Source organism: Methylocystis sp. SB2 (assembly GCF_049817085.1).
Taxonomy (GTDB): domain Bacteria; phylum Pseudomonadota; class Alphaproteobacteria; order Rhizobiales; family Beijerinckiaceae; genus Methylocystis; species Methylocystis rosea.
In genome coordinates this window covers 431,955-455,082 of record NZ_CP187401.1, presented here as the reverse complement: position 1 = coordinate 455,082, position 23,128 = coordinate 431,955, and the positions used below count along the sequence as shown (strand labels likewise).

Here is a 23,128-nt window from a genome sequence, read left to right as displayed (position 1 = left end):
GGCGCCAGGACGCAGTCCGTCGGCTGCGCAATTCGAGGTTGCGAGCGGAGAGAATATGTCGCCTGGCGCTGTGCGCAGTCACCGGCAAGGTGAGCTTGAAGAGCTAGAAAGCTGCGGGAGCCTTTCGAAATGTCGCTAGGAAAAGAAATTGGCCTCGCCACGAGACAATTTGGCGGACGCAGCGGCGTTGCATGGACGCGTCCGAGTCTGACGCTTCTCATCGCTTGGCGAAACCTCGTCCACGATCGCGTCCGTTTCGCCGTGACGCTCGTCGGAATCGCCTTCTCGACAATCCTCGTCGGCATTCAGTTGGGCATGCTCCTTAATTTTCTTCACACGACGTCGACCGTCGTGGACCATGCCGGCGCGGATCTTTGGGTCGCCGCGCATGGCGTTCCCAGCGTCGATCTTGCAACGCCTATCGACGGCAGACGCAGATTCCAGTCGCTGGCGGTGGAAGGCGTCGCCGTCGCCGAGCCTTATCTTTTGCATTTCGGCTTTTGGAAGCGCGCCGACGGGATACGGCAGATTGTCATCCTCATTGGCGTCGAACCGGGCGCCGAGATGGGGTTACCGCTGACTTTGCCAGCCGGGCAAAGCTTCCGAGAGGCGCTATCCAGCCCCGACGGGATTATCATCGATCGACTCTACGCCGAAAAGCTTGGCGTCACCGGCCTCAATCAACTCGTTGAAATTAATGATCGCCGGGCGCGGGTCGTCGGCTTTACGGACGGGATAAGAACATTCACGCAATCGCCCTATGTCTTCACCTCGCTGCGTAACGCGCGATCGCTGCTGGGTCGAACAGACAATCTCATCACTTACGTGTTGATCCGGCTCGCCCCCGGTCAGGATCCGGCTAAGGTGATCGAGAGACTGTCCACCCGAATGCCAGACGTCGACGTAATGACTTCGCGCGAATTTGCGGCCAATAGCCAGAAATACTGGCTTCTGACCACGGGCGCGGGCATTTCGATCATCTGCTCTTCGCTGCTTGCGCTTTTTGTTGGCGTCGTGATCGTCGCCCAAACGCTCTACGCTAGCACCATGGATCGTCTTCCCGAATACGCGGTCATTCGTGCTATGGGCGGGCCGCGATGGTATCTCTACAAGATCGTCATTGAACAGGCGGTGATCGGCGGTCTGATCGGAAGCGTCGTCGGGATCGGCGCTGTGGCGGTGCTTGTATATCTCGGCCGGAACATGAGTTCGCCGCCGCTTTTTCCAGCTTGGCTTGCTGTTGGCATCGGCGCCGTCACCGTGCTGATGTGCGTCGGCGCCTCGCTGGTGTCGATCAGCAAGATCACATCAATTGATCCAGTGAAGGTGTTCAGATGAAACGCGCCGTCATCAGCGCCTCTGGCGTCAGTCATTCCTTCGACACCGGACCGACGCCGGTCACCGTGCTGCGGGACATCGACGTTGAGGTTTACGCCGGCGAGTTGCTGATGCTTGTGGGACCGTCGGGCAGCGGTAAGACGACGCTGCTCCATATTCTGGGTCGGCTGCTCAGCCCTTCGAGCGGAGTCGTGACGCTTTATGGAAAAAGCACGCAGGCGCTCGGCGAAGAGGAGCTCGCAGCGCTGCGGCTGAAATATTTTGGCTTCATTTTTCAAGCCTACAATCTGTTCCCCGTGCTGACCGCCACGGAAAACGTGATGGTGATGCTCGATCTTCTCGGAGTGTCGCGGGAGATTGCTCGGGAGCGCGCGCGCGAGCTCCTGAAATCGGTGGGCTTAGGTCACCGACTCGATTCCTTTCCCTCTCAGTTGAGTAGCGGCCAGAGACAGCGCGTCGCGATCGCGCGCGCTCTGGCCGGCGATCCCAAGATCGTGATGGCCGACGAACCGACTGCCGCGCTGGACGCAGAAAGCGGACTTCGCGCCATTGAGCTTTTGCAGATGCTTGCGCATCAGCAGGAGCGAGCGGTGGTCATCGTCACCCATGATCCGCGCATCCTTCAATTCGGGGATCGGGTGATACATCTCGAAGATGGACAAATCGCCGAGCGTTTGGCGACGCCGCGCGCTCCATCTCCATCTCCCCTACACGCAATGGGAGCCTTGTGATGAAAATGTCGTCACGCGTCGTCGCAATTCTGACTTTCCTCGGCCTGGCCGCGCTGGGCCTCTTTCTCTTTCAGTCAATTGAGAGTACGCAGTCAACCGCTCGCGCCACAACGTCGCTCGCCAGTCTTGCGCAGCATGTCGCCGCCGCGCCGGGAATGGTGGAGCCTGAAGGCGAGGAGCGAGAAATCTCCGCGCAAGCGACAGGCGTCATCCGCGAGATGCGGGTCGAGGAGAACGATGAGGTGGCGGCCGGTCAGATCATCGCGGCGCTCGACAATACCGAGCAGGTTGCTCGATTGGAGTCCGCGCGCGCCGCGCTTGCGCTGCGGCAGGCCGAACTTGAGCGCCTCACCAATGGCGCGCGCGCCGAGGAGCGCCGAGAGGCGAAGGATGCTCTGATGGAGGCAGACGCGGCGCTCGATTTGGCGCGACGCGAACATGAGCGACGTCTGCCGCTCACTAAGAGCGGCGTTTCGCCCCAAGCGGCGCTTGATCAGGCCACGTCCCACTGGAACGTCAACAAGGCGCGGCGCGCCGCGATCGCGGAAAGGCTCGCGATGCTCGAGGCTCCGCCGCGCGCTGAAGATCTCGCGGCGGCGCGCGCGCGAGTGCGGCTCGCGGAGGCGGATGTGGCTCTGTCGGAAGCGCTTTTGGAAAAGACGCTGGTGCGGTCGCCGATCGCGGGCACGATCCTGCGTCGCTCTCGCGTCGCCGGCGAAGCCGTGACGCACGTGCCGCCGACGCCGATCGCCATCGTCGGCAATGTTCGCGGTCTGCGCGTGCGCGCGGACGTCGATGAGACCGACGTCGGGAAAATCGTCGCCGGGCAGCGCGTCGAGGTCACTGCGGACGCGTTCCCAAATCAGAAATTCGGCGGAAGAGTTTTCCGCGTGTCGTCGCGGATGGGCTCCAAGGTGGTTCAGACAGGTCGCCCGACCGATCGCGTCGACGCCAAGGCGCTGCAGGTGCTTATAGATCTCGACCCCGGCGTGAAATTGCCCGTCGGGCTGCGCGTTGACGCTTATTTTTTGGTCCACCCGCTCTCGGCGCAGACAGGTTGGCTCCAACCCATGAAGGCGCAAAAATCCGCGGGGCGATTCGCCATAGCGCGCGACTGACGGAGCGCGAGGAAGTCGCGCGAATTGATTGGCTAATTCTAAATAACGCCCAGGCGGGCGCCGGAATTATCCTAACAGGGGCTATCAGAAGGAGAGCGCCAAAATGGCTAAGCTCGCTCGCGCAGTATATCCTGAACTTTTGGATTCTCTTCCATGCGACGATCCCCGAGCCATGCAGTCGCGCCGCGACCTGCAGCGCGTCAACAGCTGGATGTTGCAGACCAAGATTATGGCGACGATGCTTTCCCGCCATTTCGACAGGACGCCGAAAACCATTCTCGATCTCGGCTCCGGCGACGGGGCATTGATGCTCGGCGTCGCAAATCGCCTGGCGCCGAAGTGGCAAGGCGTGACGGTGCGCCTGCTCGACCAACAGGACATTCTATCGGACGAGACGCGCCAAGCCTTTGAAGCGATCGGATGGCGGGTGGAGAGCGTCGTCGCAGACGTCTTCGATTACCTTTCGCATGACGCCGCGACGACGGACATCATCTCAGCAAATCTGTTTCTGCATCATTTTGAAAACCCAGACCTCGCCCGCTTGCTTGAATTGGCGGCGGCGCGCACGACGCTGTTCGTCGCATGCGAACCCCGTCGCGATCATTTTTCGCTCATGGCGAGCAGCCTGGTCTGGGTCATCGGCTGCAACGACATCACGCAATGGGATGCGAAGACGAGCGTGCGCGCCGGTTTCAACAACCGCGATCTATCGAAGCTGTGGCCAAATCAGAACGACTGGGTTCTCGACGAAAGCCCCGCAAGGCCATTCACGCACTGCTTTGCGGCGCGGCAGTCGAATTCCGCCTCAGGCGCCACGCCTTCGTAAGCCGTCTCTCTCGCGAGCGGCTGGCCTGGGCCATTCGACGCAACAATCGCTTCAACAGACGGGAGGAGCCCCCAAAGGACAAACCAGTCACTCCGGAAGTGCTTCGCGAAGAGGTGAATGAGGAGTCGTATCGTGACGGAAGCAAGCGTGATCATCGGCGGCGGCGTCGCGGGAGCTACGGCGGCCCTTGCTTTATCCCGCGCGGGTCGGCGCGTCGACCTCTATGAGCGCTCGTCGTCGGCGAATCATAAGATTTGCGGCGAGTTCATGAGCCGTGAAGTCAGCGCGAATTTGCGATCTCTTGGCGTAAACCCAGTGGATCTGGGCGCTCGACCGATCAACCGTGTCCGATTGGTTCGAGGGAATCGCAGCGTGGACCAGCCGCTGCCTTTTCCGGCTCTGGCGCTATCAAGAAAAGTCCTCGACGAGGCTCTGCTCGAGCATGCAACGTCTTGCGGCGTGAACGTCATTCGCGGCAAGACGGCGCGGGTCATCGAGCAATCGGATGACGGCGGCTTCGAAGTGTCCTTCGGATCCGGAGACAGCGCCCCAGCTCGCGCGATTTTTCTTGCGAGTGGCAAGCACGATTTGCGTGGCGTCAAACGCGCTTCGCCTGGGCGCCAAAGCGACTATCTCGCGTTGAAAATGTATTACCGATTCAACAGGAAAAAAACTGAGCATCTGCGATCGGTGGTCGAGCTCATTCTCCTGAAGGAATGCTATCTCGGGCTAATGCTCGTCGAAGACGATTGCGTCAATTTCTGTCCTGTGCTCAGCCAAGACCGCTTCATGAAGGCGGGAGGAACCTGGCAAGGCGTTCTGCAGCAATTCAGCAGCGAGTCGGACTACGTAGCGGCTTACTTGGAGGGCGCCGAGCCTTTGCTGGATCGCCCGCTTGCGATCAGCCGCGTGCCTTATGGCTTTGTGCATAATCCCTCCCCCGAGGACCCGCCGGGACTATGGCGGCTTGGCGATCAGATTGCGGTGATCCCTTCTTTCACCGGCGACGGCATGGGCATGGCGAGCTGCAGCGCAGTTCTGGCGGCCAACATGTTTCTCGAAGGCGGGACCTCGCATGAGTTTCATCGCCGCTTCAGTAGTATCGTCAGAAAACAAATGCGCGTTTCAAAGCCCTTAAACAGCATGTTCTTCAGACATTCGGTTGGCCAGAACGCTCTTATATGGCTCGCCTCGCAGTTTCCGAGCGGCGTGCGCGCAATCGCGCGCGCGACGCGCGTTCCCGAAGCGGCGATGCCGCGTATCGACTGAGTCCTGACCGGGCCATGTTTATGGCCGCTAAAGACATAAGCCCTATCTCCAAATCAGCCGATCAGACTCGCCGCGCGTCATGCGTTTGAAAGTGGGCCATTAACGGCGTTTACAGATCAAGTATCAACTTGTACAAATAAACGTATGAGCCAAGACGTGCCAGATGCGATGGTCTCGGGCTAGGCGCGTCATTTCAACAACGGAACTCTCGAACGCTACGGCGGTCTGCCCCAGCGAGAGAAATGTGAGTGGGCCCAGCGACTACATTTTCGGCGCGGCGCTTGACTGACCCAACTTTTTCCCTGGTCTCCCTTGAATCGACAGCTTGTTTCAGCAAGGAGATCGATAATGATACTCTCGAGCCGGATTATCGATCAGGGAACCCAGATGAACTCGAGCCGCTCCATCCGACAGACGCGACTCATGGTTCTTCTGCTGTCTGTTTTGACCTTCTCTGGCGTGCAGGACGCCCAGGCTCAATCCCTCAAACGCGATCTGCGGGGCTTTTCGCTCGGCATGTCCAAGGATGAAGCGGCGAGACTCGCGCGATCGCAATGCAACAACTTCGGAAAGGTCTCGTTTCATGGCGGCATGCGCGCCGAGGAGTTCTTCGCATCGTCATCTGAATACGGGAAACAGTTCTCCTGCAGATTTGAAGACGGCTCCATCGTCAACTATGCGCTCACCCCGCGGACCGGCAAGGTCTACAAGCTGAACGGCGTGTTCCTTTCACAGATGACCTGTCCGGAGCTTCTCGATTTCATCATCGAAGAATTCAAAGTGGGCGAGAAATATTCGAAATACCATCCAAAGCCCAAAGCTGAGCGCGACTGTCAAGGATGGTCCTGGCAATCTGGTCCTAGCTACGATTTGAAAGTCTGGATCAACGAGCCCGACGCCACGCGATTCAACGTGAGCTTGATGGACAGCGAAGTTGTCCGGCAGAACGAGGCCTCGGCCGAGGATCCCGAAAAACAGTCGGGCGTCAAACCTCGCTTGTAGGTTCAGGGGTTCCTCGGCGCGGCGCGGGGCCGCGCAGGTTCATCGATCGGGCGTATCGGTCCCGTACCATTTGTATTTGACCTGCTCGAAATGAACGACAGGGTCGTAACGCGCGACATTGAGATTGAGCGTCTCGGCCGTCAGTCTGCCGATCGCGGCCAAAATCGCGTATGAGGCGACGACGCGGTCCCTTTGGGAAATGACCAGATTGGCGCGCGCATTGAGCAAAGTCTGCTGAGCGTTCAACACGTCGAGCGTCGTGCGCTGCCCCACCTGCGCCTCGTCCCGAACGCCTTTCAGAGCAAGTTCGGCCGCCTTCACCGTCGCCTCATCCGATCTGATCTGCGATCTGGCCGTGTCCAGCAGACCATAGCTCGAGACCACGTTAGCGCGAACGCGGTCGCGCTGCGCGTCGGCGTTGAGGCGCGCCTTGCCGAGCACCTCTTTCGCCTTACGGATCGAGGAATACTCCCCACCGCCCTGATAGAGGGGGACATTCAGCGCGCCGTTGACGCCCGCCGAAAATTGCCGCGAGCCGGGCAGTCCAAGGAAAGAGTCATACTGCTGGGATACTTGCGCATTGACCGACAGCGTGGGCAAAAGCGCGCCCTCGGCGACTTTCACCGCCGACTCCGCGGTGTCCACCCGATGTAAGGCGGCGACGATGGCGGGATGTTCGACAAGCGCGACGTCAATCGCATCCTTCACTGATTTGGGCAACATCCGCTCAACCGATGAAGCCGGCTCGAGACGTTTCGGCTCCACACCGATGATCTGCCGGTAAATGGCGGCGCTGCTTTTCAATTGCGCCTCGGCGGCAAAATATTCTGAACGCGCATGGGAGACGGAGGCTTCGCTCTGCGACACGTCGGTATTCGTCACGTCACCGGATTGATAGCGCTTCTCCGTATCGTGCAACTGTAGATCGAGCACGGCGATGTTGCTCTTGCGCAGCGATAGGATCGCCGCGTCGCGCATCACGTCCATGAAAGCGGTCGCGCCGCTACGCAATATCTCCTGCTCAGAAAGCCGCATCAGGGCGCGCGACTCGAATACGCTCGACTCGGCGCGACGCACCGAATTCTCCGTGCGACCGCCATCAAAGAAATTTTGCGAGACGTTCAGCGTGGCCCCACGCGGATATCCCGTATATTCATCGGTAAGCGGGATGCGCTGATTGATCACCGGCAGTCGCACTGGAATCCTGAGGTTCGAGCGCTGCGCGCCAACGCTTGCCTGAATATTGGCGTTGGGACGCAGTCCGGACCAGGCGCTCGAGACGTCTTCGTCACGCGCACGCACGTCGGCGCGTTGCTCGTTCAGGTCCGGGTTACCCGCATAAGCCCGGGCGAGCGCAGAGGAAATTGTTTCGGCTGAGACATCGCTTGCGCTTGCCAACGCGAGGCCTGCCCCTGCCGCTATGACCGTAAGCGCGCCGAACGATTTCATGGAATTCCACTCTCTCGCTCCAGCGCGAAGCGCACCGCTCAACGCCGGAATGAGCCTTCCGAGCTCTTACGCCGCTTTGAAAATTGGGAGCGAATGCGTGGGTGCAGCAGATCTGATCCCGTTCATTCGTCCAATCATGATATCTTTGCTTATATCGATGATAGTACCAGCAGCAACGCGTCACAGGAAGGTGACCAAAGCTGATCAGCCGATATTTATTGTTGAAGTGGCAAAAATGACACAGCGCTTGCTCCAGACTTGGGCTCTTTTCATAAAAAACTGGTTTGGTTAATTTGAAACGGCGTTCAATGACAAAATTTATTGGAGAGAATTATTTGGGCGGCGATGCCTATTCTTTGAGCAGCGACCGCAATCCGATGCAAAGCCTCCGCAAGCAGATCGGCGCCGAGCACCTTGCCGGCATGTTCGCGTCTCACGGCAAGACGCCTGATTTTAGAAACGGGGATGGCGTCGGGGGCGTTGCGGCGGAGCTTGCCGGGCGTGGCGGCGCGCTCGATCGAGCCGGCCGAAAGGCACGTCAGATCTAGGCTCTTGGCGGTCGCGCGTCAGTGTCCGGGAGGGCGATACGCGTCGCCCGCGCTGTTTGCTTGAGCGGCCGATAGGCGAAAAAATTTCGGACGGAAAGGCACGAATGGAGGATCACGGCTCGAGAGAAATATGTTTGCTTTCCCAGATTGCGGGCCGCGCTAATTAGCGAGGCGTTCGAACAGTCCTCTTCATTTAAAGGAGTTGTTATGCGTAATCTCCTCATCCTCGCGATCGCCGCGTGCATTGGCGGCATGTTCTCTACCGCGGCGAGCGCACGCCCTGTCACGACGGACGAGTGCCTCGCGCGCGGGCTTTGCGCTTACGTTAGCCCGAAAGGTCGCGTGACATGCGGAAAATGCCCTGGCCAGCTAAAGTCATCAGTCTGGTTCGCGACGCGCGCCCAGGCGTCCTCGAAGCGCAGCAAATAAGTTGGTCGTCGCCTTTGGTCCTGCGCGCGGATCATTAGTGATAGACAGGGACGGGAGCACGACTTGATGTCGCATCCGATGTTGATCCGCGCGCTGGCCGTGGCGGTGTCCATCGGCCTTTATCTCGCGCTGGCGATCCTCGGCGCAGGCGGAGTTGACGCCTACTTCGCCAATTCGGCGCGGACGGCGCTTGTCGTCGTCACGCTCGCGCTCGGAGTCGCGTCGCTCTTCGTCGGCGGCAACCTCAGTTCCGGCCTGCGCGAGGACCGCGGCAATCGATGGGTGATCCCGGCCTTTCTCGTCATCGGACTTCTCGGCGCCTATCTGCCCGCCTGGGCGGATCGGGAAGGGCTGTGGAGATTGGACGGCGACGCCATCCGATGGTTCGGCGTCGCGCTCCTTGCGGCGGGCGGGGCGTTGCGGCTGTGGCCGGTCGCCGTGCTCGGGCGCCGCTTCAGCGGCCTTGTCGCCATTCAGCCGGGACACGAACTTGTCACCACGGGACTTTACAGCCGCATCAGACATCCGAGCTATCTTGGCCTGTTGATCTCGGCGCTTGGCTGGGGGCTGGCGTTCAATACGGCGGTGGGCGTCCTCTTGGCGCTTCTGAACATCCCGCCGCTCGTCGCGCGGATGAACGCCGAGGAACGCCTGTTGAGCTCGGAGTTCGGCGCGGCCTATGAGGCCTATCGCGCACGTACGGCGCGGCTCATTCCGGGCGTATATTAGCTTGCGAGACTTGCGGACGGCGCCCGCAGCATCACGACGGTTCGCCGACGCGGCAAAAGGAAACTCATGAAGCGTTTGCTGTCGCGCCTGTTGCTGCTCAGTGTTTTCGTCGCGTTTTCCGCGCAAGCCGGCGACGTCATCAGGCTCGCGCCGGGCGGCAGCGCGATCTTTTCGCTGCAGGAGAATATGACGACCGGCTATTCCTGGCGCATCGATCATGCCGCGAGCCGTGATCTCGATATTCTGTCGATATCGGATGGCGGCCGCGGCGGCGGGCGGCGGCGCATGGTCGGCAGCCCCAGCGTGCGTCATTGGAAAATTCGGGCGCTCAAACCCGGACATGCCGAAATTGTCTTCGTCTATCAGCGGCCATGGGAGCCCGCGCCCGTTAAAACCCGCAGCGTCGAGGTGGAGATCGCGCCCTAGGCGTCGCTCTCGCGCTCGGATTTCATCGCGTCTTCGAGACTCATTATCGCCGAGCCGGGCTTCGCCGGCTTTTGCTGACTCTCATGCGGCGCCCAGCCCGACGCCCAGACGATTTCGAAGCTCGCGCGCACGCGTCCATCGGGGTCCGAAAAGCGCTCGGCGTAGATTTGCGCCGCGCGCGCAACCACGTCGCGCCGCAGCGGCTTGCGAGACCGTTTGACAAGGACGTTGGCGGCGCCCATCGCGCGCAGATCCTTCATCAGCCCGAAGATTGACTCATAGCGCAGCGTGAAGCTGTCGATGTCGGCGACGGGCAGGGCGAAGCCGGCGCGCTGCAGCAGTCCGCCCATGTCGCGCACGTCGACGAAAGGCGATACGCGGGGACTCGCCCCGCCGGTGATTTCTTCTTCGGCCTGCGCAAGGGCGGCGCGAAGCTCGACAAGACTGGCGCCGCCGGCGAGGCAGGCGAGGAAGAGTCCGTCCGGCGCAAGCATGCGTCTCGCTTGCGCCAGCGCGCCCGGCAGATCGTTGACCCACTGCAGCGACATGCCCGTGACGATCAGATCAAATGAGCCCGGCGCGAAGGGCGGCGCTTCTTCGTCAGCGATGACGTCGCCGGCATGGCCGCTCGCGCGCAAAGGCGGCGCACGGCCGCTCGCGACGACGGCTTGCGCGAAATGCGCGCTCGGCGAACCGAGATCGAGCGCGCGTGGAAATTCGCGCTTCACCGTCAGCAGGCGATCGAGCAGATCGTCGGCGGCGCGCGTGATCAGGAAATCCGGCGCGCCTTTTGACATGGCCCGGCGCAAGCGCCGCAGCAGCAGCGCGCGATCAAAAATCTTCGGCGGTCCGACTGTCTCGCTCATGCCTTATTACCGCGCCCGCGCCAGTTACCCTGCAAGTGCGCAAAGCGCATGAATTTCGACGAAAGGATGGCGCAAGCTTGAAGCGATGATCTGAAGCGAAGCGGTCGCGACGATAGAACATCCCAAATTATCTTAACGTTAAGCCATAACCTGAAAACGCGAAACGTTTCGACAAGATCATGGCCAAAGTTAGACTGCCGCCATTCGAGAAGTCGCTGTCGAGGCTTCAACACGTAGGGTGTAGCGTCATGCGTAATCTATTTTCTTTTTTGCGTCGATCCGACACCGCCAAGTCAACCGGAACGCCAGCTGGAACGTCAACCGGAACGCTTCAGGCAGTTTTGATGACGACGGTTGTCGGCCTTGGCGTCGCCGCGCTTCCGCAGGACGCGAACGCGCGCAACATCGTCTCTTTCTCTCCCCACGTCGCTCCCGGCACGGTCGTGATCAGCGCCAGCCAGCGAAGGCTGTTCTATGTCGTCGATACAGGAGTCGCCATCAGCTATCCCGTGGCCGTTCCCAAGCGCGGCAAGGAATGGTCGGGCGCGACGTCCATTGAGGGAAAATATGTCAATCCCGACTGGGTTCCGCCAGCGGTGGTAAAAGCCGACCACCCGGAACTGCCGAATTTCATTCGTGGCGGCTCGCCGCGTAACCCGATGGGCGTGCGCGCTTTGACGCTCAGCAGCGGCGAAGTGGCGATTCACGGCACGACCCAGCGGATGCGCGCGTCAATCGGCACGGCCGCCTCCTATGGCTGCATTCGAATGTTGAACGAGGACGTTTCCGACCTCTACGATCGCGTCGACGTCGGATCGCCGGTCATGATGACGCGCTAGCCCAAGCGACCCATAAAAAACGCAAGCCTCGCCCGCGAACGTGCGGACGAGGCTTTTTTTCTCCGCAGGCGATCGCGTCTCCGCGGGGATTTCGTCCTTTATCCAGAACTTTTTTTTGGCGCGGGTGGCTGTGGAAGAGGGCAGCCGCGGCATGGACGCAGACACGCGAATCCCGCAGTCTCCGCCTCGAACACGGTCTGACGATCGCTTTTTTGGCGTCATAGTTCTTGTGTGGAGTATAGTGATCGCAAGAGATGATTCGTCTTTGAATCAATCGCTTGAAAAGGAGGCGCCCTCACGCAAAGCTCCACGACGCATCGTCGCCTGTCTTTTAGTCGCCGCGTTATGCTGACATTGAGAAAAAGGTTGGCACATGCTGATCGCAACGGAAAAAGAAACGGAACGCGCTGAACATCCGGTGGATGTTGTGGAGCAACTGGCGGCCACCAATGATTGGTCCTTCGATCGAGACGATGAAGACGAGATTTCCATTTCCGTCGCCGGAGCTTGGACGGAATATCACGTCGCTTTTACTTGGCTTCCGCAGCTCGAAACGCTGCACGTCAGTTGCGCTTTCGATCTCAAGGCGCCCGAACGCAGGCGCGGCGAACTGATGTCGCTCGTCAATGCGATCAACGAGCAGATGTGGATCGGGCACTTCGACTTCTGGCCGAAGGAGGGGGTCGCGATGCACCGTCATGGCCTCATCCTGACGGGAGGGGCGCAGCCCTCGGCGACGCAATGCGCGGCCTTGCTGGACAACGCGCTTCAGGCGTGTGAGCGGCATTATCAAGCCTTTCAATTCGTGCTCTGGGCCGGAAAGAACGCCAAGGAAGCGCTCGCCACCGCCAATTTCGAGACGAAAGGCGAGGCGTGACCGACGCGGGCGGGCTGCGCGGAAAGTCGGTCGCTCTGATCGGCGCCGGAAACATGGGTCTGGCGCTACTCGAAGGCTGGGCCGCGCAGGATCTGCTGTCCGTGTCAGTCGTCGAGCCGCAGCCCTCGCAGCGGCTCCAGGAGATGTGCGCCGCGAAGGGCTACGCGCTGAACGGCCCGGCTGCTCCTCGCGACGCCGTGGTTCTCGCCGTTAAGCCGCAGGCGCTCGATGCGGGCGCCGCAGCGGCGGCCCCTTTCGTGGCGCGCGGCGCCGTTGTCGTGTCGATCCTCGCCGGCAAGCGCATCGCGGACCTTGCCGCGTGCCTGCCCACGCAAGCCGTCGTGCGCGCGATGCCAAACACGCCGGCGGCGATCGGGCGCGGCGTCACCGGCGCCTACGCCAGCGAGGCGACGAGCGCCGCTCAGCGCGCGCTCGCCGACGCATTGCTGAGCGCCGTCGGCGGCGTCGAGTGGGTCGATGACGAGGCGCTCATCGACGTCGTGACGGCGGTTTCCGGCTCGGGTCCCGCTTACGTCTTCTATTTCGCCGAGTGCCTCGCCGCCGCCGGCGCCGAAGCCGGTCTGCCGGCCGCCCTCGCGGCGCGGCTCGCCCGCGCGACGGTCGAAGGCGCCGGCGAGCTGATGCGCCGACAGCCCGAAACAGGCCCTGACGAATTGCGCCGGCGCGTGACGTCGCCTGGCGGCACGACGGCGGCGGCGCTCGAGGTTCTTGAAGCGCCGGACGGCCTTGCCGCGCTGATGCGCCGCGCCGTAGGTGCGGCGAAGCGCCGGGCAGGGGAACTTTCCGGTTGAGACGGCGCGCGCCTTGTCCCGCCGCCCGGCGACAATAGAATACTGACTAGAAAATTCCTTCGGACCTGGAGACAGACATGACCAGCGGCGGCTCCCGCGACCGAGTGATCGATGCGACGCTTCGGCTCGCCACGCGGCGAGAGTTCAGCGACGTGACGCTCACCGATATCGCCCATGAGGCCGGCATCTCGCTTGCCGATCTGCGCGAACTTTTCCCATCGAAGGGCGCGATCATGGGGGCGTTCTCTCGGCGCATCGACCGGGAGGTTCTCGATTCGGCGCCCAAGGAAGCCTCGCACGAACCCGCGCGCGAGCGGCTCTATGACGTATTGCGCCGCCGGCTCGATTCGCTCGAACCCCATCGTGAGGCGCTGGCGAGCGTCGGCCGCTGGGCGGCGCGCGATCCGCTCACTGCCGCGGCGCTCAATCGCGAAACCGTGAACTCGATGCGCTTCATGCTGGAGGCGGCGGACATCGACAGCGAGGGCCCGGTCGGGTCACTCAAGCTGCAGGGGTTGGCGTTGGCCTGGAGCCGCGTGCTCGAGGACTGGTTCGCAGGCGACATTCACGACGCCCTGTCGACGCTCGATCGCGAACTCACGCGCGGCGAGCGCTACGTCGATCGGGCGGAGGATTTCGCAAGACTGACGCGACCCTTCTATTCCTTCGCGCAAAGCCTGTTCGGCTGGCGGACGCGACGTGGCGGGCGCGATTACCACGACGACGACAGCGGCTATCCCCACGCGCGCGCGTGATTGGCGGCCGCCCGGAGCAGGTTCCTCGATGAGAACCTGCTTCACCATTTTGGTATGGAGCGATTCCTTGCTCTAAAGCGGGAGACTGGCGGTCGCCCGCAAGCCTCCGAGCGGGCTACGGTCGAGCGTGATGTCTCCGCCATGGCCGCGCGCAATGTCGCGTGCGATGGCGAGCCCCAGCCCCGAGTTTCCGTCATTCTGGTTGCGGGATTCGTCTAGCCGGTAGAACGGCCTGAAAGCGTCTTCGCGACGCTCGACGGCGATGCCGGGCCCGTCGTCATCGATATGCACGGTCATCGTCGCGCCGTCATTGATCACTGAGAGTTCGATCCGCTTGCCGTAGCGCTGCGCATTACCGACGAGGTTGGCGAGCAGCCGCTTGATCGCCGCCGGCCGCGCGACGATGTTTGGATCGCCCTCAATCTTCACGGACGCCGCGAGACCGCGCTTCGCAGTGTCCGCCCTCAGTTCGTCGAGGATGGCCGCAATATCGGTGGGGGAGGATTTTTCGTCGCCGTCGCCGCGCGCAAAGGCGAGATAGGCCTCGACCATGCGCTCCATCTCGTCGACATCCTTGCGCATTTCGACGGCTTCATGCGAGTCGCGCATCAGCGCCAGCGAAAGCTTGAAACGCGTGATGATGGTTCGCAGATCGTGCGAAACGCCATTGAGCATCGTCGTGCGCTGCTCGATCGCGCGTTCGAAACGGCGTTTCATGTCGAGAAAGGCGGCTCCCGCCTGACGCACCTCGCGTGCGCCGCGCGGACTGAATACGACATTGCGGCCTTTGCCGAACTCTTCGGCGGCGCGGGCCAGCCGCAGGATCGGCCTGATCTGATTACGCAAGAAGGACGTGGCGATGGCGAGGATAATGACCGAGGCGATCGCCATCCACATGAAGAAAATATACGAGTTCGAGGCGTATGCGTGCGTGCGCGTGGCGAGCATTCTCAACGTCGCGTCGTTGAGCGCGACGCGGATTTCGATCAGGCTGCCGGGAAGGGCGGTGTTGATCCAGAAGGGCTGCTTAAGTTTGCGCGTGAGCTCCTTCGTGAGCGCCTTGTCCAGCAGCGAGAACAAAGACGACTTTGGCGCCGGCCCGGGCAGATCCTGCTTGGGGAGAACCGCAATCTCCATATTGAGATCGAAGGCGGCGATGCGGCGCAGTTGCGAGTGATCCGGGTCGTCCGGGAACGTCTGGTAGATATCGACCAGCGCCGCCACTTGCCGGGCCACGCCCGCGGAAAGACGGTAGGTCACGACCTCCCAATGCCGCTCCATGAAGACATAGGCGACCGCGGACTGTAGGAGCACGACCGGCAAGATCACGATCAGCAGCGCGCGGGCGTAAAGCCCTTTCGGCATGCGGTCATGCAGCCAGTTGGCGAAGCGCCGCCACAGATTGCGGGGCGCGGCGAGAACTTCCGGTAAGACGACTGTCATCGTGACGACTCTATCATTTTCAGCCGTTGGCGCGTAGCGGGTCGACGAGCAGACGATACCCGTGTCCGCGCACCGTCTGAAGATAGCGCGGCGCATTCGGGTCGGTCTCGATCTTTCGCCTCAATCGGGCGATCTCAACATCGACGCTGCGCTCGCTTGCGCTTCGTGCGGGGTCACGTTGCGCCAAAGTTTGGCGGGAGACAATCGCGCCGTCGCTTTCGGCCAGCGCCCGCAACAGATCGCGCTCGCGCGTCGTGAGGCGGACCGGCGCGCCGTCGTGCAGCAATTCGCCGCGCGACGGATCAAAGACGAATTCGCCAAAGCGCTTTGGTCCCGCAGAATCTGCGCGCCGCGCGCGGCGCAAAATACTGGCGATGCGCAGCGACAACTCCCGCGGATCGAAAGGCTTGGCGAGATAGTCGTCGACGCCGGCTTCAAGCCCTTCGACACGGTCCGCCGTCTCGGTAAGCGCCGTCAGCATCAGGATAGGCGCGGAGCGCAGCGGTTCAGCGCTCTTGCGCAGCCGCGCCACAAAGGCCGTGCCGCTTTCGCCAGGCATCATGACATCCAGGACAATGAGATCGAAGGCGATGTCGCGCATTCTGGCGCTCGCCTCCCTCGTATCGGCCGCAGCGCTAACAAAATAGCCCTCTTTCATCAAATAGCGCGACAGCAAGGTGCGAATGCGCTGATCGTCGTCAACGACGAGGATATGGGCCGCTTTCGCGTGCGGCGCGGCGCGTTGTGGAATAACCGTCATGTCGCCGCGCCGGCTGTTTTCGCGCATGCAAGATGCGCTCGAACGCGCTCGCGCTCGCCGGAGTCGATCATCGCGAACAGGAATTTTGAGGCGGCGCCGCGCGCCGCAGGCGGGAGCTCGTCCATGACTTTCAGGAAACGCGCCGATTGCAGCGCCGCGAGATCGCGCGCGAGCGTCGCGCCCTTGGGGGTCGGATAGAGCAGGCGCTGGCGGCGGTCGACGACGCCGGCGCGCGCCTCGACGAAGCCCGCCTCAAGAAGTTGTTTCAGCACGCGGTTGAGGCTCTGCTTGGTGATTTTCAAAATGTCCAGCAGCGCGGCGATGGTGAGGCCTGGGCGACGGTTGACGAAATGCAGCACACGGTGATGCGCCCGTCCGAACCCATAGTTCTCGAGCAGCCGGTCGGCGTCCCCGACGAAATCACGATAGGCGAAAAAAAATAACTCCACGAGCTCGAGCGCGTCGCCGTCGCCCGCGGCGGCGGCCGCTTCTGCGGCCGTATTCGGCCAGGCGGCGACGCTGGGCGGCTCCGGGATTTTTCTCGCTACGAGTTCATCCACGCTATTTATTGCCTGACGTTTTGGCGCGAGCTATTTACGTCAACTATATTGACATAAATCTGACCGATAGCTAGTGCTGACCAAGCGTCGCAGCGCCTTGTTTGGCCTCTCGATCGCGTCTTCCCGGAGTTCGCCATGTCGCTTCCGCCCTTCGATCAGCGCGACGGATTCATTTGGTATAATGGTGCGCTCGTTCCGTGGCGCGAAGCGAAGCTTCACGTTCTCTCGCATGGGCTGCATTACGCGTCTTGCGTCTTCGAAGGCGAGCGCGCCTACGGCGGGACGATCTTCAAATCGCGGGAACATTCCGAGCGGTTTCAGACGTCCGCTCGAATCCTCGATTTCGAGATTCCTTACAGCGTCGAAGAGATCGACGCCGCAAAACATGAGACCGTCAAGGCCAACGGCCTCTCCAATTGCTATGTGCGCCCGGTCGCTTGGCGCGGCAGCGAAATGATGGCGGTCGCGGCGCAGAATTCGACGATCAACGTCGCCATCGCCGTTTGGGATTGGCCGAGCATGTTTGACGTCGAGACCAAGATGAAAGGCATCAAGCTCGACATCGCCGAATACCGGCGCCCCGATCCGCTGACCGCGCCCTCGATGGCGAAAGCCGCTGGTCTTTATATGATTTGCACCATTTCGAAGCACCGCGCGGAGCGGCGCGGCTTTGCCGACGCGCTGATGTACGATTGGCTCGGCCGAGTCGCTGAATGCACCGGCGCAAACGTCTTTTTTGTTCAGGACGGCGCGCTGCATACGCCGATCGCCGATTGTTTCCTCGACGGCATCACCAGGCGCACGGTGATTGACCTTGCGAAAAGACGCGGCGTTGAAGTCGTCGAACGCCGGATCATGCCTGAGGAGTTGGCGTCGTTTTCGGAGTGCCTCATCTGCGGCACCGGCGCAGAAGTGACGCCCGTTTCGGAAATCGGCGTCTATCGCTTCACGCCGGGCGAGCTTTCGCGCGCCCTGATCGAAGACTATTCGCGCGAGGTGGAAAAGCAGCCTTCGCCGGCGGCTTGAGCGCGACTCTGCGCGCGCGAGGGCGCTTCAAAAGCGCTCAGCCGCTCATTCGCGCCTTAATCGCGTGTTCCGCCAGAGTCTTGCCAAGCGACCAGACGGCGGAAGGCGCTTTGTGCGCGTCTGCGATGACCGCGTCGAAGGATTGCTCGATCCAATCGCAATCTTCATCGGAAATCGTGAGAGGCGGCAGCAGCTTGATCGTGTGATTGCCATGTCCGGCCACTTGCGTCAGCACTTTATGATCGCGAAACAGCGGGATGGAGATGAGCTGGCAAAACAGGCCTGAATTCACCGTCTCCAGGAGATTCCAAGCCGCCTTCAGTTTGAACGACTTCGGCGGCCCGAATTCGATTCCGATCATGAGGCCCTTGCCACGCACGTCGGCGACGAGCTCGTAGCCGGCGGCCATTCGTTGGAAGGATGCAAGCAGACGGTCGCCCGTCTTGGCCGCATTCTCGATCACCCGCTCGTTCTTCAGCACGTCGAGCGTCGCGACGCCGGCCGCCATGGCGAGATCGTTCTTGCTGAAGGTCGAGCCGTGCACGACGGCGCGATCCATGCGGTCGAAGACCTTATCGAAGATCGCTTTACGCGTAAGCACCGCTCCGACCGGCACATGGCCGCCGGACAGCGCCTTTGCGACGACGATCATATCGGGTTCGACGCCCGGGTAGTGATCGATGGCGAAGAACCGTCCCGTCCGGCCCACGCCCGTCTGAATCTCGTCGGCGACGAACAGCGTTCCGTATTTGCGGCAGAGCGCCTGCGCGCCGAGAAGATAGCCCTCTTGCGGAATGTTGACGCCCTTGCCCTGGATCGGCTCGACGAAGAAGGCGGCGATGTCGCGCCCCGCTAATGCGCGTTCGAGCGCTTCGAGATCATCGAACGCGACCTCGCGCGCATTCGGCAGCAGCGGTCCAAAACCCTTCTTGAAGATTTCGTCGCCGTTCATCGACAGCGAACCATAGGTCAGACCGTGAAAGGAATGCGCGCAGTGCAAGATTCCGGGCCGACCCGTCGCCGCGCGCGCGAATTTGATCGCCGCTTCAACCGACTCCGCGCCCGAATTGGCGAAAAAGACCTTTTCCAGCCAAGGCGCGTAGGCGAGCAATTTTTCCGCGAGAACGCCGGCCAGCACTGAAACGTCAAGTTGCACGAGATTGGCGAACTCGCCGTCAAGCACGCTGACGAGCGCATCGCGCACGGCCGGATGGTTGCGTCCGAGCGCGAAGACTCCCCAGCCGCTGAGGAGATCGAGGTAGCGGTCGCCCTTGCGGTCCCACAGATAAGGCCCAAGGCCCCGGGTGAAGCCAACGTCATAGCCGATCGTCTTGAGAACGCGCACCCACATTTCATTGAGGTGTTTTGTATGCAGCGAAAAGCGCTCGCTCTCGCGGGCCGCCACAAGCGCGGCAAGATCATAGCGAGGATCAACTTGGGGGGCGCTTCCCGCAGCGCAGACAGTCTTGGGCGCGTTCGCTGGCGCGGTCGACGAGTTGGTCATTGGCGGCGCTCCAACCGAGGAAATGGCGGGCAGGCGACAGGGCGCACGGGGCTCGCCGGGTTCCGATTGCGCGCCCGGGGCGCGTTTGTCAAATCCCCGTCCATGTGGCGCATGAGCCACAGGCTCAAAGATTTTGGACGTCTCCGCCGATTTTGTCCGCGACAGAATCTGCGTTTATCGCGCAATATCGCTGCACGCGTCGTGGCGCGCGCGCATGTTTCAGTTTCAGCGACAATGGCTTCGCCCATTCGCGCAGCGCGGCGTGCGTATCCACAGACATTCGTTGGCGGACCAAATTTGCCGGTTGGATGGCGCGCCGTGGGTGTTATCTTGTTAAGAGTGATTCATGAGCGACGCGGGGTGATTCGCGCTACAGGATAATTGCCAGCGCGCGCCAGTCGAATGCTCTGGATCAGCACGGGGAGTTGGTCGGTGAGCGCTAAAGTGACTTTTCAAGATGATTTGACAGCAAGCGCGACAGAATCCGATGAGGCCAGTCTCGAATTGGTCGAAGTCGCGGGACGGATTAAATGGTTCGATGTCGCCAAGGGCTATGGTTTCGTGGTGCCCGACGACGGCTCCGACGATATTCTCCTGCATGTCACCATTCTCCGCCGCGGCGGTCTGCAAACGGCCTTTGAAGGCGCGCGAGTCGTTTGCGAGGCGCAGAAGCGCGGCAAGGGCATGCAGGTCTTTCGCGTCATCGCGATGGACGAAACCACTGCGGTGCATCCGTCACAATCCTGCGCCGGGCGCACCCATGTTCAGGTTGTCCCGACAAGCGGCTATGAGATCGCCATCGTCAAATGGTTCAACCGCATGAAGGGATTCGGCTTCCTCACGCGCGGCGAAGGCACCGAAGACATCTTTCTGCACATGGAGACGGTGCGCCGCTACGGCATGACCGAACTCAAGCCAGGCGATAGCGTGCTCGTGCGTTACGGCGACGGTCCCAAGGGTCTGATGGCGGCCGAAGTGCGGCCGCTCGACGCCAAGAGCGTCCCGTCACACTGAAGACACCCATGCTGCGCACGGCTCTTTGGAGCCCACCCGAATGAGAACTGCGCAAATCTTCCGTACAATTGTCATGTCGCTCTGTCTGGCGCTGATCGCCTCGACAGTCGCGCGGGCCGAACCCGCCGTTGAATTCATGCGCATCGTGACGGCGACGGGCGAGCATGATTTCAAAGTCGAAGTCGCCGACACGCCCAAGGCGCGCGCCCGCGGCCTCATGTTCCGCAAATCGATGCCCGCCGATCACGGCATGCTGTTCGAATTCAAGGCCGAGGGGCCTGTTTCGATGTGGATGAGAAATACTTACATCCCGCTCGACATGGTTTTCATCGGGCGTGACGGGCGCGTGGTGGGCGTAGCCGCCGACACGGAGCCCATGTCGGAGCGAATCATCGCTTCGCCTGCGCCAGCCTATGCGGTGCTGGAGCTGAACGCCGGCGCCGCGCGGAAAATGTCGCTCGCGCCCGGGGACCAGGTGCGGCACCGCATGTTCAAGCGATAGTCGCATTCCCTTGTGAGGGGCGGCCGTGCGTGGTAGCGAAATTCGAGCGAGGGCAGAGCCGCCGTAGGCGCGGCTTGGTCCGGCGGGGTATAGCGCAGCCTGGTAGCGCGGAAGTTTTGGGTACTTCAGGTCGCAGGTTCGAATCCTGCTGCCCCGACCAGCGCGACGACCGCCGCGCGCCGCTCTCATGACGCGTCTACGAGCGCAGCCAACGACGAGGCCCTATGACCGCACGCATTTATCTTCCGGCGCCGAGCGCCACTCAATCCGGTCCGGGGTCGGACATGTGGCGTCTTGACTTCGAGCCGGAGCTTCCGCGCAGCATCGAGCCGCTCATGGGCTGGACCAGCTCCGGCGACATGCGCCAGCAGGTCAGGCTCAATTTTTCCACCAAGGAGGAGGCGATCGCCTACGCGGAGCGCAGCGGCCTCGCCTACCGGGTCGAGGAGCCGAAGCCCAATCTGGCGGCCCGGCGCGGCGCATCCTATTCAGATAATTTCAAGACCAGCCGCATCGGTCTCTGGACGCACTGAGGCTGTTTCGACCCCGTAGCTCAGCCGGATAGAGCAACTGCCTTCTAAGCAGTAGGTCGCAGGTTCGAATCCTGCCGGGGTCGCCATATATGACTACCCTGTCGGGCGTTGCTGGCGCCGCGTTGGCCGAACTGATACGGTCCCGCGGCGAAAGCTGCGCCGTCGACGGCTCCGTAGCTCAGCTGGATAGAGCAACTGCCTTCGAAGCAGTAGGTCGCAGGTTCGAATCCTGCCGGGGTCGCCAGTCGAAGTTTAGTAGACGGGGACGGCGAATGCGGCTCAACCGCCCGGGTGCGACAGGGATCGCCGGCGCTCTGGCGTTCGCCTTGGCGTTCATCTCACCCTTCGACGTTTTGGCTCAAGGCGAATTTTTAGATTTCCTGTTCGGACCCGATCAACCTCCGGCGTTCTCGTCCCACCGCTCCTGGCGGGTCATGCGTGCGCGCCCGCGGCTGCCGCGGCGCCCGCCGAAGACTTCAGTTCATTACGCCAAACCCGAACCCGTAGGCGCCGCCGACACGGACTCGATGTCCGGCGGCGGCTACTGCGTGCGCGCCTGCGACGGCTATTATTTTCCCCTCGTCAAATTATCGCGGATTTCCGGCCAGCAATCCTGCGAACTCGCCTGTCCGTCAGCGCAGGTGCAGCTCTACGAGGGCGCAAGCATCGAGCAAGCGCACAACGCCAAAGGGCAACGCTATTCGGCGCTTCCGGCGGCGTTCAGCTTTCGCGACAAGCTGACGGCGGGATGCGCGTGCAACGATCCGGCGGCGTCTCACGACTATTACCTTGGGCTGTCCCGTCGGGATCCCACATTGCAGACTGGGGATATCCTTGTTGGCGAGAAGGGCGCATTCATTTACAGCCGTTCAAGCCTGGTGAGCGTCAGTCACGCCTCGCGCCAGATCAGAGCGCGGCTACGCGGTGTGCTGTCGCGCGACCTTGCGCGGGAAGAGGCGCACGCCTCCCGGAACGGATTCCGTCGCGCTGAATAGACGCAGCGCCCGCCAAAATCGTCGCGGCCGCGGCGTCTCGCGCTTTACACTCGAAGCCGCGCCGGCTATGTGCCGCGAGCTCGTTTGTGACGATTTTGTGACAGATTCGCGGGAGGCGAGAGCGCCATGCTGTCTTGGTTTCAGGCGCTCATGCCGAGAGAGGAGCGCTTCTTCGATCTTTTCGAGCGACATGCGGAGACGCTCGTCGCCGGATCACACGCCTTGCGGGACCTGCTGGAGGGGGGGGACCGCGTGCTCGTCTGCAGTCAAGAAATCCGCCGCCAGGAAAATGAGGCCGACGCCATCGTCCGCGAGGCCCATCTGGCGGTTCGCCGCACATTCATCACCCCGTTTGATCGCAGCGACATCCGTGACCTGGTCACCGCGATGGACGACGCGATCGACCAAATGCACCAAACGGCGAAGGCGACGCTGCTCTACGAGACGCGAGATTTCGAGCCCGGCATGCGTCGCATGGGCGACATTATCGTCCAATCGGCGGAGCTCACGCGCTGCGCCATACCTTTGTTGCGCTTGATGCGCCAGAATGCCGGCAGGCTCAACGCGTTCAGCGAGGAGATCACCCGCATTGAGGACGAGGCCGACGCCATCCACGATCAGGGCCTGAAGGAGCTGTTTCTGGCGCACCGCCACAAAGACCCGATGGCGTTTATCGTCGGCGCGGAAATCTACGGCCATCTTGAAAGAGTCGTCGACGGCTTCGAGGACGTCGCCGACCGCGTCGCCGGCATCGTCATCGAGCATACTTAGGGACGA

Annotated in this window: 26 protein-coding genes and 3 tRNA genes; 23 read left to right on the top strand and 6 right to left on the bottom strand. The window is 61.8% G+C overall.

Features of this window, described 5'->3' with window-relative positions:
• Window positions 1–129 precede the first annotated feature (129 nt).
• The 6 genes from ACPS74_RS02355 (at window position 130) to ACPS74_RS02330 (ending at window position 6,284) form a co-directional block, all read left to right on the top strand.
• Window positions 130–1,338, top strand: coding sequence for an ABC transporter permease (locus tag ACPS74_RS02355; protein ID WP_051381826.1), 1,209 nt, complete (start codon window positions 130–132; stop codon window positions 1,336–1,338).
• A complete protein-coding gene (locus ACPS74_RS02350; RefSeq protein ID WP_036242063.1) occupies window positions 1,335–2,069 on the top strand; it encodes an ABC transporter ATP-binding protein in 735 nt (244 codons plus the stop codon). Before ACPS74_RS02355 ends, ACPS74_RS02350 begins: the two co-directional genes overlap by 4 nt.
• Complete coding sequence (locus ACPS74_RS02345) at window positions 2,069–3,187, top strand: HlyD family secretion protein (protein WP_029651503.1); 1,119 nt, start codon at window positions 2,069–2,071, stop codon at window positions 3,185–3,187. Before ACPS74_RS02350 ends, ACPS74_RS02345 begins: the two co-directional genes overlap by 1 nt.
• 172 nt (window positions 3,188–3,359) lie before the next feature.
• A complete protein-coding gene (locus ACPS74_RS02340) occupies window positions 3,360–4,013 on the top strand; it encodes a class I SAM-dependent methyltransferase (RefSeq protein ID WP_239754470.1) in 654 nt (217 codons plus the stop codon).
• Between the two features lie 132 nt (window positions 4,014–4,145).
• A complete protein-coding gene (locus ACPS74_RS02335) occupies window positions 4,146–5,282 on the top strand; it encodes an NAD(P)/FAD-dependent oxidoreductase (RefSeq protein ID WP_051381827.1) in 1,137 nt (378 codons plus the stop codon).
• A gap of 348 nt (window positions 5,283–5,630) precedes the next feature.
• Complete coding sequence (locus ACPS74_RS02330; protein WP_036242067.1) at window positions 5,631–6,284, top strand: hypothetical protein; 654 nt, start codon at window positions 5,631–5,633, stop codon at window positions 6,282–6,284.
• Between the two features lie 39 nt (window positions 6,285–6,323).
• Here ACPS74_RS02330 and ACPS74_RS02325 read toward each other — a convergent pair whose 3' ends face one another.
• Window positions 6,324–7,733, bottom strand: coding sequence for a TolC family outer membrane protein (locus ACPS74_RS02325; RefSeq protein ID WP_051381828.1), 1,410 nt, complete (start codon window positions 7,731–7,733; stop codon window positions 6,324–6,326).
• Between ACPS74_RS02325 and ACPS74_RS02320 the strand changes: the two genes are divergently transcribed.
• The 4 genes from ACPS74_RS02320 (at window position 7,732) to ACPS74_RS02305 (ending at window position 9,865) form a co-directional block, all read left to right on the top strand.
• A complete protein-coding gene (locus ACPS74_RS02320) occupies window positions 7,732–8,025 on the top strand; it encodes a hypothetical protein (RefSeq protein ID WP_029651508.1) in 294 nt (97 codons plus the stop codon). The genes ACPS74_RS02325 and ACPS74_RS02320 overlap by 2 nt on opposite strands.
• Window positions 8,026–8,041: 16 nt before the next feature.
• Entirely contained in the window at window positions 8,042–8,281 is a 240-nt protein-coding gene (locus ACPS74_RS02315) for a hypothetical protein (protein ID WP_029651509.1), read from the top strand.
• Window positions 8,282–8,776: 495 nt separating this feature from the next.
• Window positions 8,777–9,439 (top strand): methyltransferase family protein, encoded by a 663-nt coding sequence (locus ACPS74_RS02310; protein WP_193392193.1) that lies wholly within the window; start codon window positions 8,777–8,779, stop codon window positions 9,437–9,439.
• Between the two features lie 66 nt (window positions 9,440–9,505).
• The gene (locus ACPS74_RS02305; RefSeq protein ID WP_029651511.1) at window positions 9,506–9,865 is read left to right on the top strand and encodes a protease inhibitor I42 family protein; all 360 of its coding nucleotides are present in this window, start codon (window positions 9,506–9,508) and stop codon (window positions 9,863–9,865) included.
• Here ACPS74_RS02305 and ACPS74_RS02300 read toward each other — a convergent pair.
• The gene (locus tag ACPS74_RS02300; RefSeq protein ID WP_029651512.1) at window positions 9,862–10,731 is read right to left on the bottom strand and encodes a methyltransferase domain-containing protein; all 870 of its coding nucleotides are present in this window, start codon (window positions 10,729–10,731) and stop codon (window positions 9,862–9,864) included. The genes ACPS74_RS02305 and ACPS74_RS02300 overlap by 4 nt on opposite strands.
• Before the next feature lie 344 nt (window positions 10,732–11,075).
• Between ACPS74_RS02300 and ACPS74_RS02295 the strand changes: the two genes are divergently transcribed.
• From ACPS74_RS02295 to ACPS74_RS02280, 4 genes are all read left to right on the top strand, one after another.
• A complete protein-coding gene (locus ACPS74_RS02295) occupies window positions 11,076–11,570 on the top strand; it encodes a L,D-transpeptidase (RefSeq protein WP_029651513.1) in 495 nt (164 codons plus the stop codon).
• 373 nt (window positions 11,571–11,943) lie between these two features.
• On the top strand, window positions 11,944–12,447 hold the full coding sequence (locus tag ACPS74_RS02290; RefSeq protein WP_029651514.1) for a YbjN domain-containing protein: 504 nt from the start codon (window positions 11,944–11,946) through the stop codon (window positions 12,445–12,447).
• A complete protein-coding gene (gene proC / locus ACPS74_RS02285) occupies window positions 12,444–13,259 on the top strand; it encodes a pyrroline-5-carboxylate reductase (RefSeq protein WP_239754471.1) in 816 nt (271 codons plus the stop codon). Before ACPS74_RS02290 ends, proC begins: the two co-directional genes overlap by 4 nt.
• Before the next feature lie 77 nt (window positions 13,260–13,336).
• A complete protein-coding gene (locus ACPS74_RS02280; RefSeq protein WP_029649047.1) occupies window positions 13,337–14,014 on the top strand; it encodes a TetR family transcriptional regulator in 678 nt (225 codons plus the stop codon).
• A 72-nt stretch (window positions 14,015–14,086) separates the two neighbouring features.
• Here the strand turns inward: ACPS74_RS02280 and ACPS74_RS02275 are convergent, their stop codons facing one another.
• Genes ACPS74_RS02275 through ACPS74_RS02265 form a run of 3 tightly spaced genes read right to left on the bottom strand, consistent with a single transcriptional unit; the run spans window position 14,087 to window position 16,777 of the window.
• Window positions 14,087–15,457: an ATP-binding protein gene (locus tag ACPS74_RS02275; RefSeq protein WP_029649046.1), complete on the bottom strand. Its 1,371-nt coding sequence runs from the start codon at window positions 15,455–15,457 to the stop codon at window positions 14,087–14,089.
• A gap of 19 nt (window positions 15,458–15,476) precedes the next feature.
• Window positions 15,477–16,217 carry a response regulator gene (locus ACPS74_RS02270; protein ID WP_036241521.1) on the bottom strand — a complete coding sequence of 247 codons (741 nt, stop codon included), beginning with the start codon at window positions 16,215–16,217 and terminating at the stop codon, window positions 15,477–15,479.
• Window positions 16,214–16,777 carry a MarR family winged helix-turn-helix transcriptional regulator gene (locus tag ACPS74_RS02265; RefSeq protein ID WP_029649044.1) on the bottom strand — a complete coding sequence of 188 codons (564 nt, stop codon included), beginning with the start codon at window positions 16,775–16,777 and terminating at the stop codon, window positions 16,214–16,216. The genes ACPS74_RS02270 and ACPS74_RS02265 overlap by 4 nt, the downstream gene beginning before the upstream one ends.
• Window positions 16,778–16,912: 135 nt before the next feature.
• On the opposite strand from ACPS74_RS02265, the gene ACPS74_RS02260 reads away from it, so the two are divergent.
• A complete protein-coding gene (locus tag ACPS74_RS02260; RefSeq protein WP_018408243.1) occupies window positions 16,913–17,803 on the top strand; it encodes a branched-chain amino acid aminotransferase in 891 nt (296 codons plus the stop codon).
• A 37-nt stretch (window positions 17,804–17,840) separates the two neighbouring features.
• On the opposite strand, the gene ACPS74_RS02255 is transcribed toward ACPS74_RS02260, so the two are convergent.
• Complete coding sequence (locus ACPS74_RS02255) at window positions 17,841–19,307, bottom strand: aspartate aminotransferase family protein (RefSeq protein WP_239754473.1); 1,467 nt, start codon at window positions 19,305–19,307, stop codon at window positions 17,841–17,843.
• Window positions 19,308–19,709: 402 nt separating this feature from the next.
• Here ACPS74_RS02255 and ACPS74_RS02250 point away from each other — a divergent pair, with 402 nt between their 5' ends.
• The 8 genes from ACPS74_RS02250 (at window position 19,710) to ACPS74_RS02215 (ending at window position 23,122) form a co-directional block, all read left to right on the top strand.
• Window positions 19,710–20,321, top strand: a complete 612-nt coding sequence (locus ACPS74_RS02250) for a cold-shock protein (protein ID WP_029649042.1) — start codon at window positions 19,710–19,712, stop codon at window positions 20,319–20,321.
• Window positions 20,322–20,361: 40 nt separating this feature from the next.
• Window positions 20,362–20,823 (top strand): DUF192 domain-containing protein, encoded by a 462-nt coding sequence (locus ACPS74_RS02245; protein ID WP_029649041.1) that lies wholly within the window; start codon window positions 20,362–20,364, stop codon window positions 20,821–20,823.
• A gap of 83 nt (window positions 20,824–20,906) precedes the next feature.
• Window positions 20,907–20,983 (top strand) — tRNA-Pro (locus tag ACPS74_RS02240).
• Between the two features lie 64 nt (window positions 20,984–21,047).
• A complete protein-coding gene (locus ACPS74_RS02235; RefSeq protein WP_026222953.1) occupies window positions 21,048–21,356 on the top strand; it encodes an ETC complex I subunit in 309 nt (102 codons plus the stop codon).
• 9 nt (window positions 21,357–21,365) lie between these two features.
• Window positions 21,366–21,442: transfer RNA gene (locus ACPS74_RS02230), tRNA-Arg, on the top strand.
• 81 nt (window positions 21,443–21,523) lie between these two features.
• A tRNA-Arg gene (locus ACPS74_RS02225) sits at window positions 21,524–21,600 on the top strand.
• Window positions 21,601–21,628: 28 nt separating this feature from the next.
• Complete coding sequence (locus ACPS74_RS02220) at window positions 21,629–22,351, top strand: DUF2865 domain-containing protein (protein WP_029649040.1); 723 nt, start codon at window positions 21,629–21,631, stop codon at window positions 22,349–22,351.
• A 126-nt stretch (window positions 22,352–22,477) separates the two neighbouring features.
• A complete protein-coding gene (locus ACPS74_RS02215; RefSeq protein ID WP_029649039.1) occupies window positions 22,478–23,122 on the top strand; it encodes a DUF47 domain-containing protein in 645 nt (214 codons plus the stop codon).
• The last annotated feature ends 6 nt before the right edge of the window (window positions 23,123–23,128 follow it).

Coding starts and splice junctions, on each gene's coding strand:
- ACPS74_RS02355 (WP_051381826.1), top strand. CDS start 130: ATGTCGCTAGGAAAAGAAATTGGCCTCGCCACGAGACAATTTGGCGGA.
- ACPS74_RS02295 (WP_029651513.1), top strand. CDS start 11,076: ATGACGACGGTTGTCGGCCTTGGCGTCGCCGCGCTTCCGCAGGACGCG.
- ACPS74_RS02310 (WP_193392193.1), top strand. CDS start 8,777: ATGTCGCATCCGATGTTGATCCGCGCGCTGGCCGTGGCGGTGTCCATC.
- ACPS74_RS02345 (WP_029651503.1), top strand. CDS start 2,069: ATGAAAATGTCGTCACGCGTCGTCGCAATTCTGACTTTCCTCGGCCTG.
- ACPS74_RS02270 (WP_036241521.1), bottom strand. CDS start 16,217: ATGACGGTTATTCCACAACGCGCCGCGCCGCACGCGAAAGCGGCCCAT.
- ACPS74_RS02250 (WP_029649042.1), top strand. CDS start 19,710: ATGCTCTGGATCAGCACGGGGAGTTGGTCGGTGAGCGCTAAAGTGACT.
- ACPS74_RS02340 (WP_239754470.1), top strand. CDS start 3,360: ATGCAGTCGCGCCGCGACCTGCAGCGCGTCAACAGCTGGATGTTGCAG.
- ACPS74_RS02350 (WP_036242063.1), top strand. CDS start 1,335: ATGAAACGCGCCGTCATCAGCGCCTCTGGCGTCAGTCATTCCTTCGAC.
- ACPS74_RS02300 (WP_029651512.1), bottom strand. CDS start 10,731: ATGAGCGAGACAGTCGGACCGCCGAAGATTTTTGATCGCGCGCTGCTG.
- ACPS74_RS02245 (WP_029649041.1), top strand. CDS start 20,362: ATGAGAACTGCGCAAATCTTCCGTACAATTGTCATGTCGCTCTGTCTG.
- ACPS74_RS02325 (WP_051381828.1), bottom strand. CDS start 7,733: ATGAAATCGTTCGGCGCGCTTACGGTCATAGCGGCAGGGGCAGGCCTC.
- ACPS74_RS02305 (WP_029651511.1), top strand. CDS start 9,506: ATGAAGCGTTTGCTGTCGCGCCTGTTGCTGCTCAGTGTTTTCGTCGCG.
- ACPS74_RS02330 (WP_036242067.1), top strand. CDS start 5,631: ATGATACTCTCGAGCCGGATTATCGATCAGGGAACCCAGATGAACTCG.
- ACPS74_RS02315 (WP_029651509.1), top strand. CDS start 8,042: ATGACAAAATTTATTGGAGAGAATTATTTGGGCGGCGATGCCTATTCT.
- ACPS74_RS02260 (WP_018408243.1), top strand. CDS start 16,913: ATGTCGCTTCCGCCCTTCGATCAGCGCGACGGATTCATTTGGTATAAT.
- ACPS74_RS02255 (WP_239754473.1), bottom strand. CDS start 19,307: ATGACCAACTCGTCGACCGCGCCAGCGAACGCGCCCAAGACTGTCTGC.
- ACPS74_RS02320 (WP_029651508.1), top strand. CDS start 7,732: ATGGAATTCCACTCTCTCGCTCCAGCGCGAAGCGCACCGCTCAACGCC.
- ACPS74_RS02215 (WP_029649039.1), top strand. CDS start 22,478: ATGCTGTCTTGGTTTCAGGCGCTCATGCCGAGAGAGGAGCGCTTCTTC.
- ACPS74_RS02280 (WP_029649047.1), top strand. CDS start 13,337: ATGACCAGCGGCGGCTCCCGCGACCGAGTGATCGATGCGACGCTTCGG.
- ACPS74_RS02235 (WP_026222953.1), top strand. CDS start 21,048: ATGACCGCACGCATTTATCTTCCGGCGCCGAGCGCCACTCAATCCGGT.
- ACPS74_RS02220 (WP_029649040.1), top strand. CDS start 21,629: ATGCGGCTCAACCGCCCGGGTGCGACAGGGATCGCCGGCGCTCTGGCG.
- ACPS74_RS02290 (WP_029651514.1), top strand. CDS start 11,944: ATGCTGATCGCAACGGAAAAAGAAACGGAACGCGCTGAACATCCGGTG.
- ACPS74_RS02275 (WP_029649046.1), bottom strand. CDS start 15,457: ATGACAGTCGTCTTACCGGAAGTTCTCGCCGCGCCCCGCAATCTGTGG.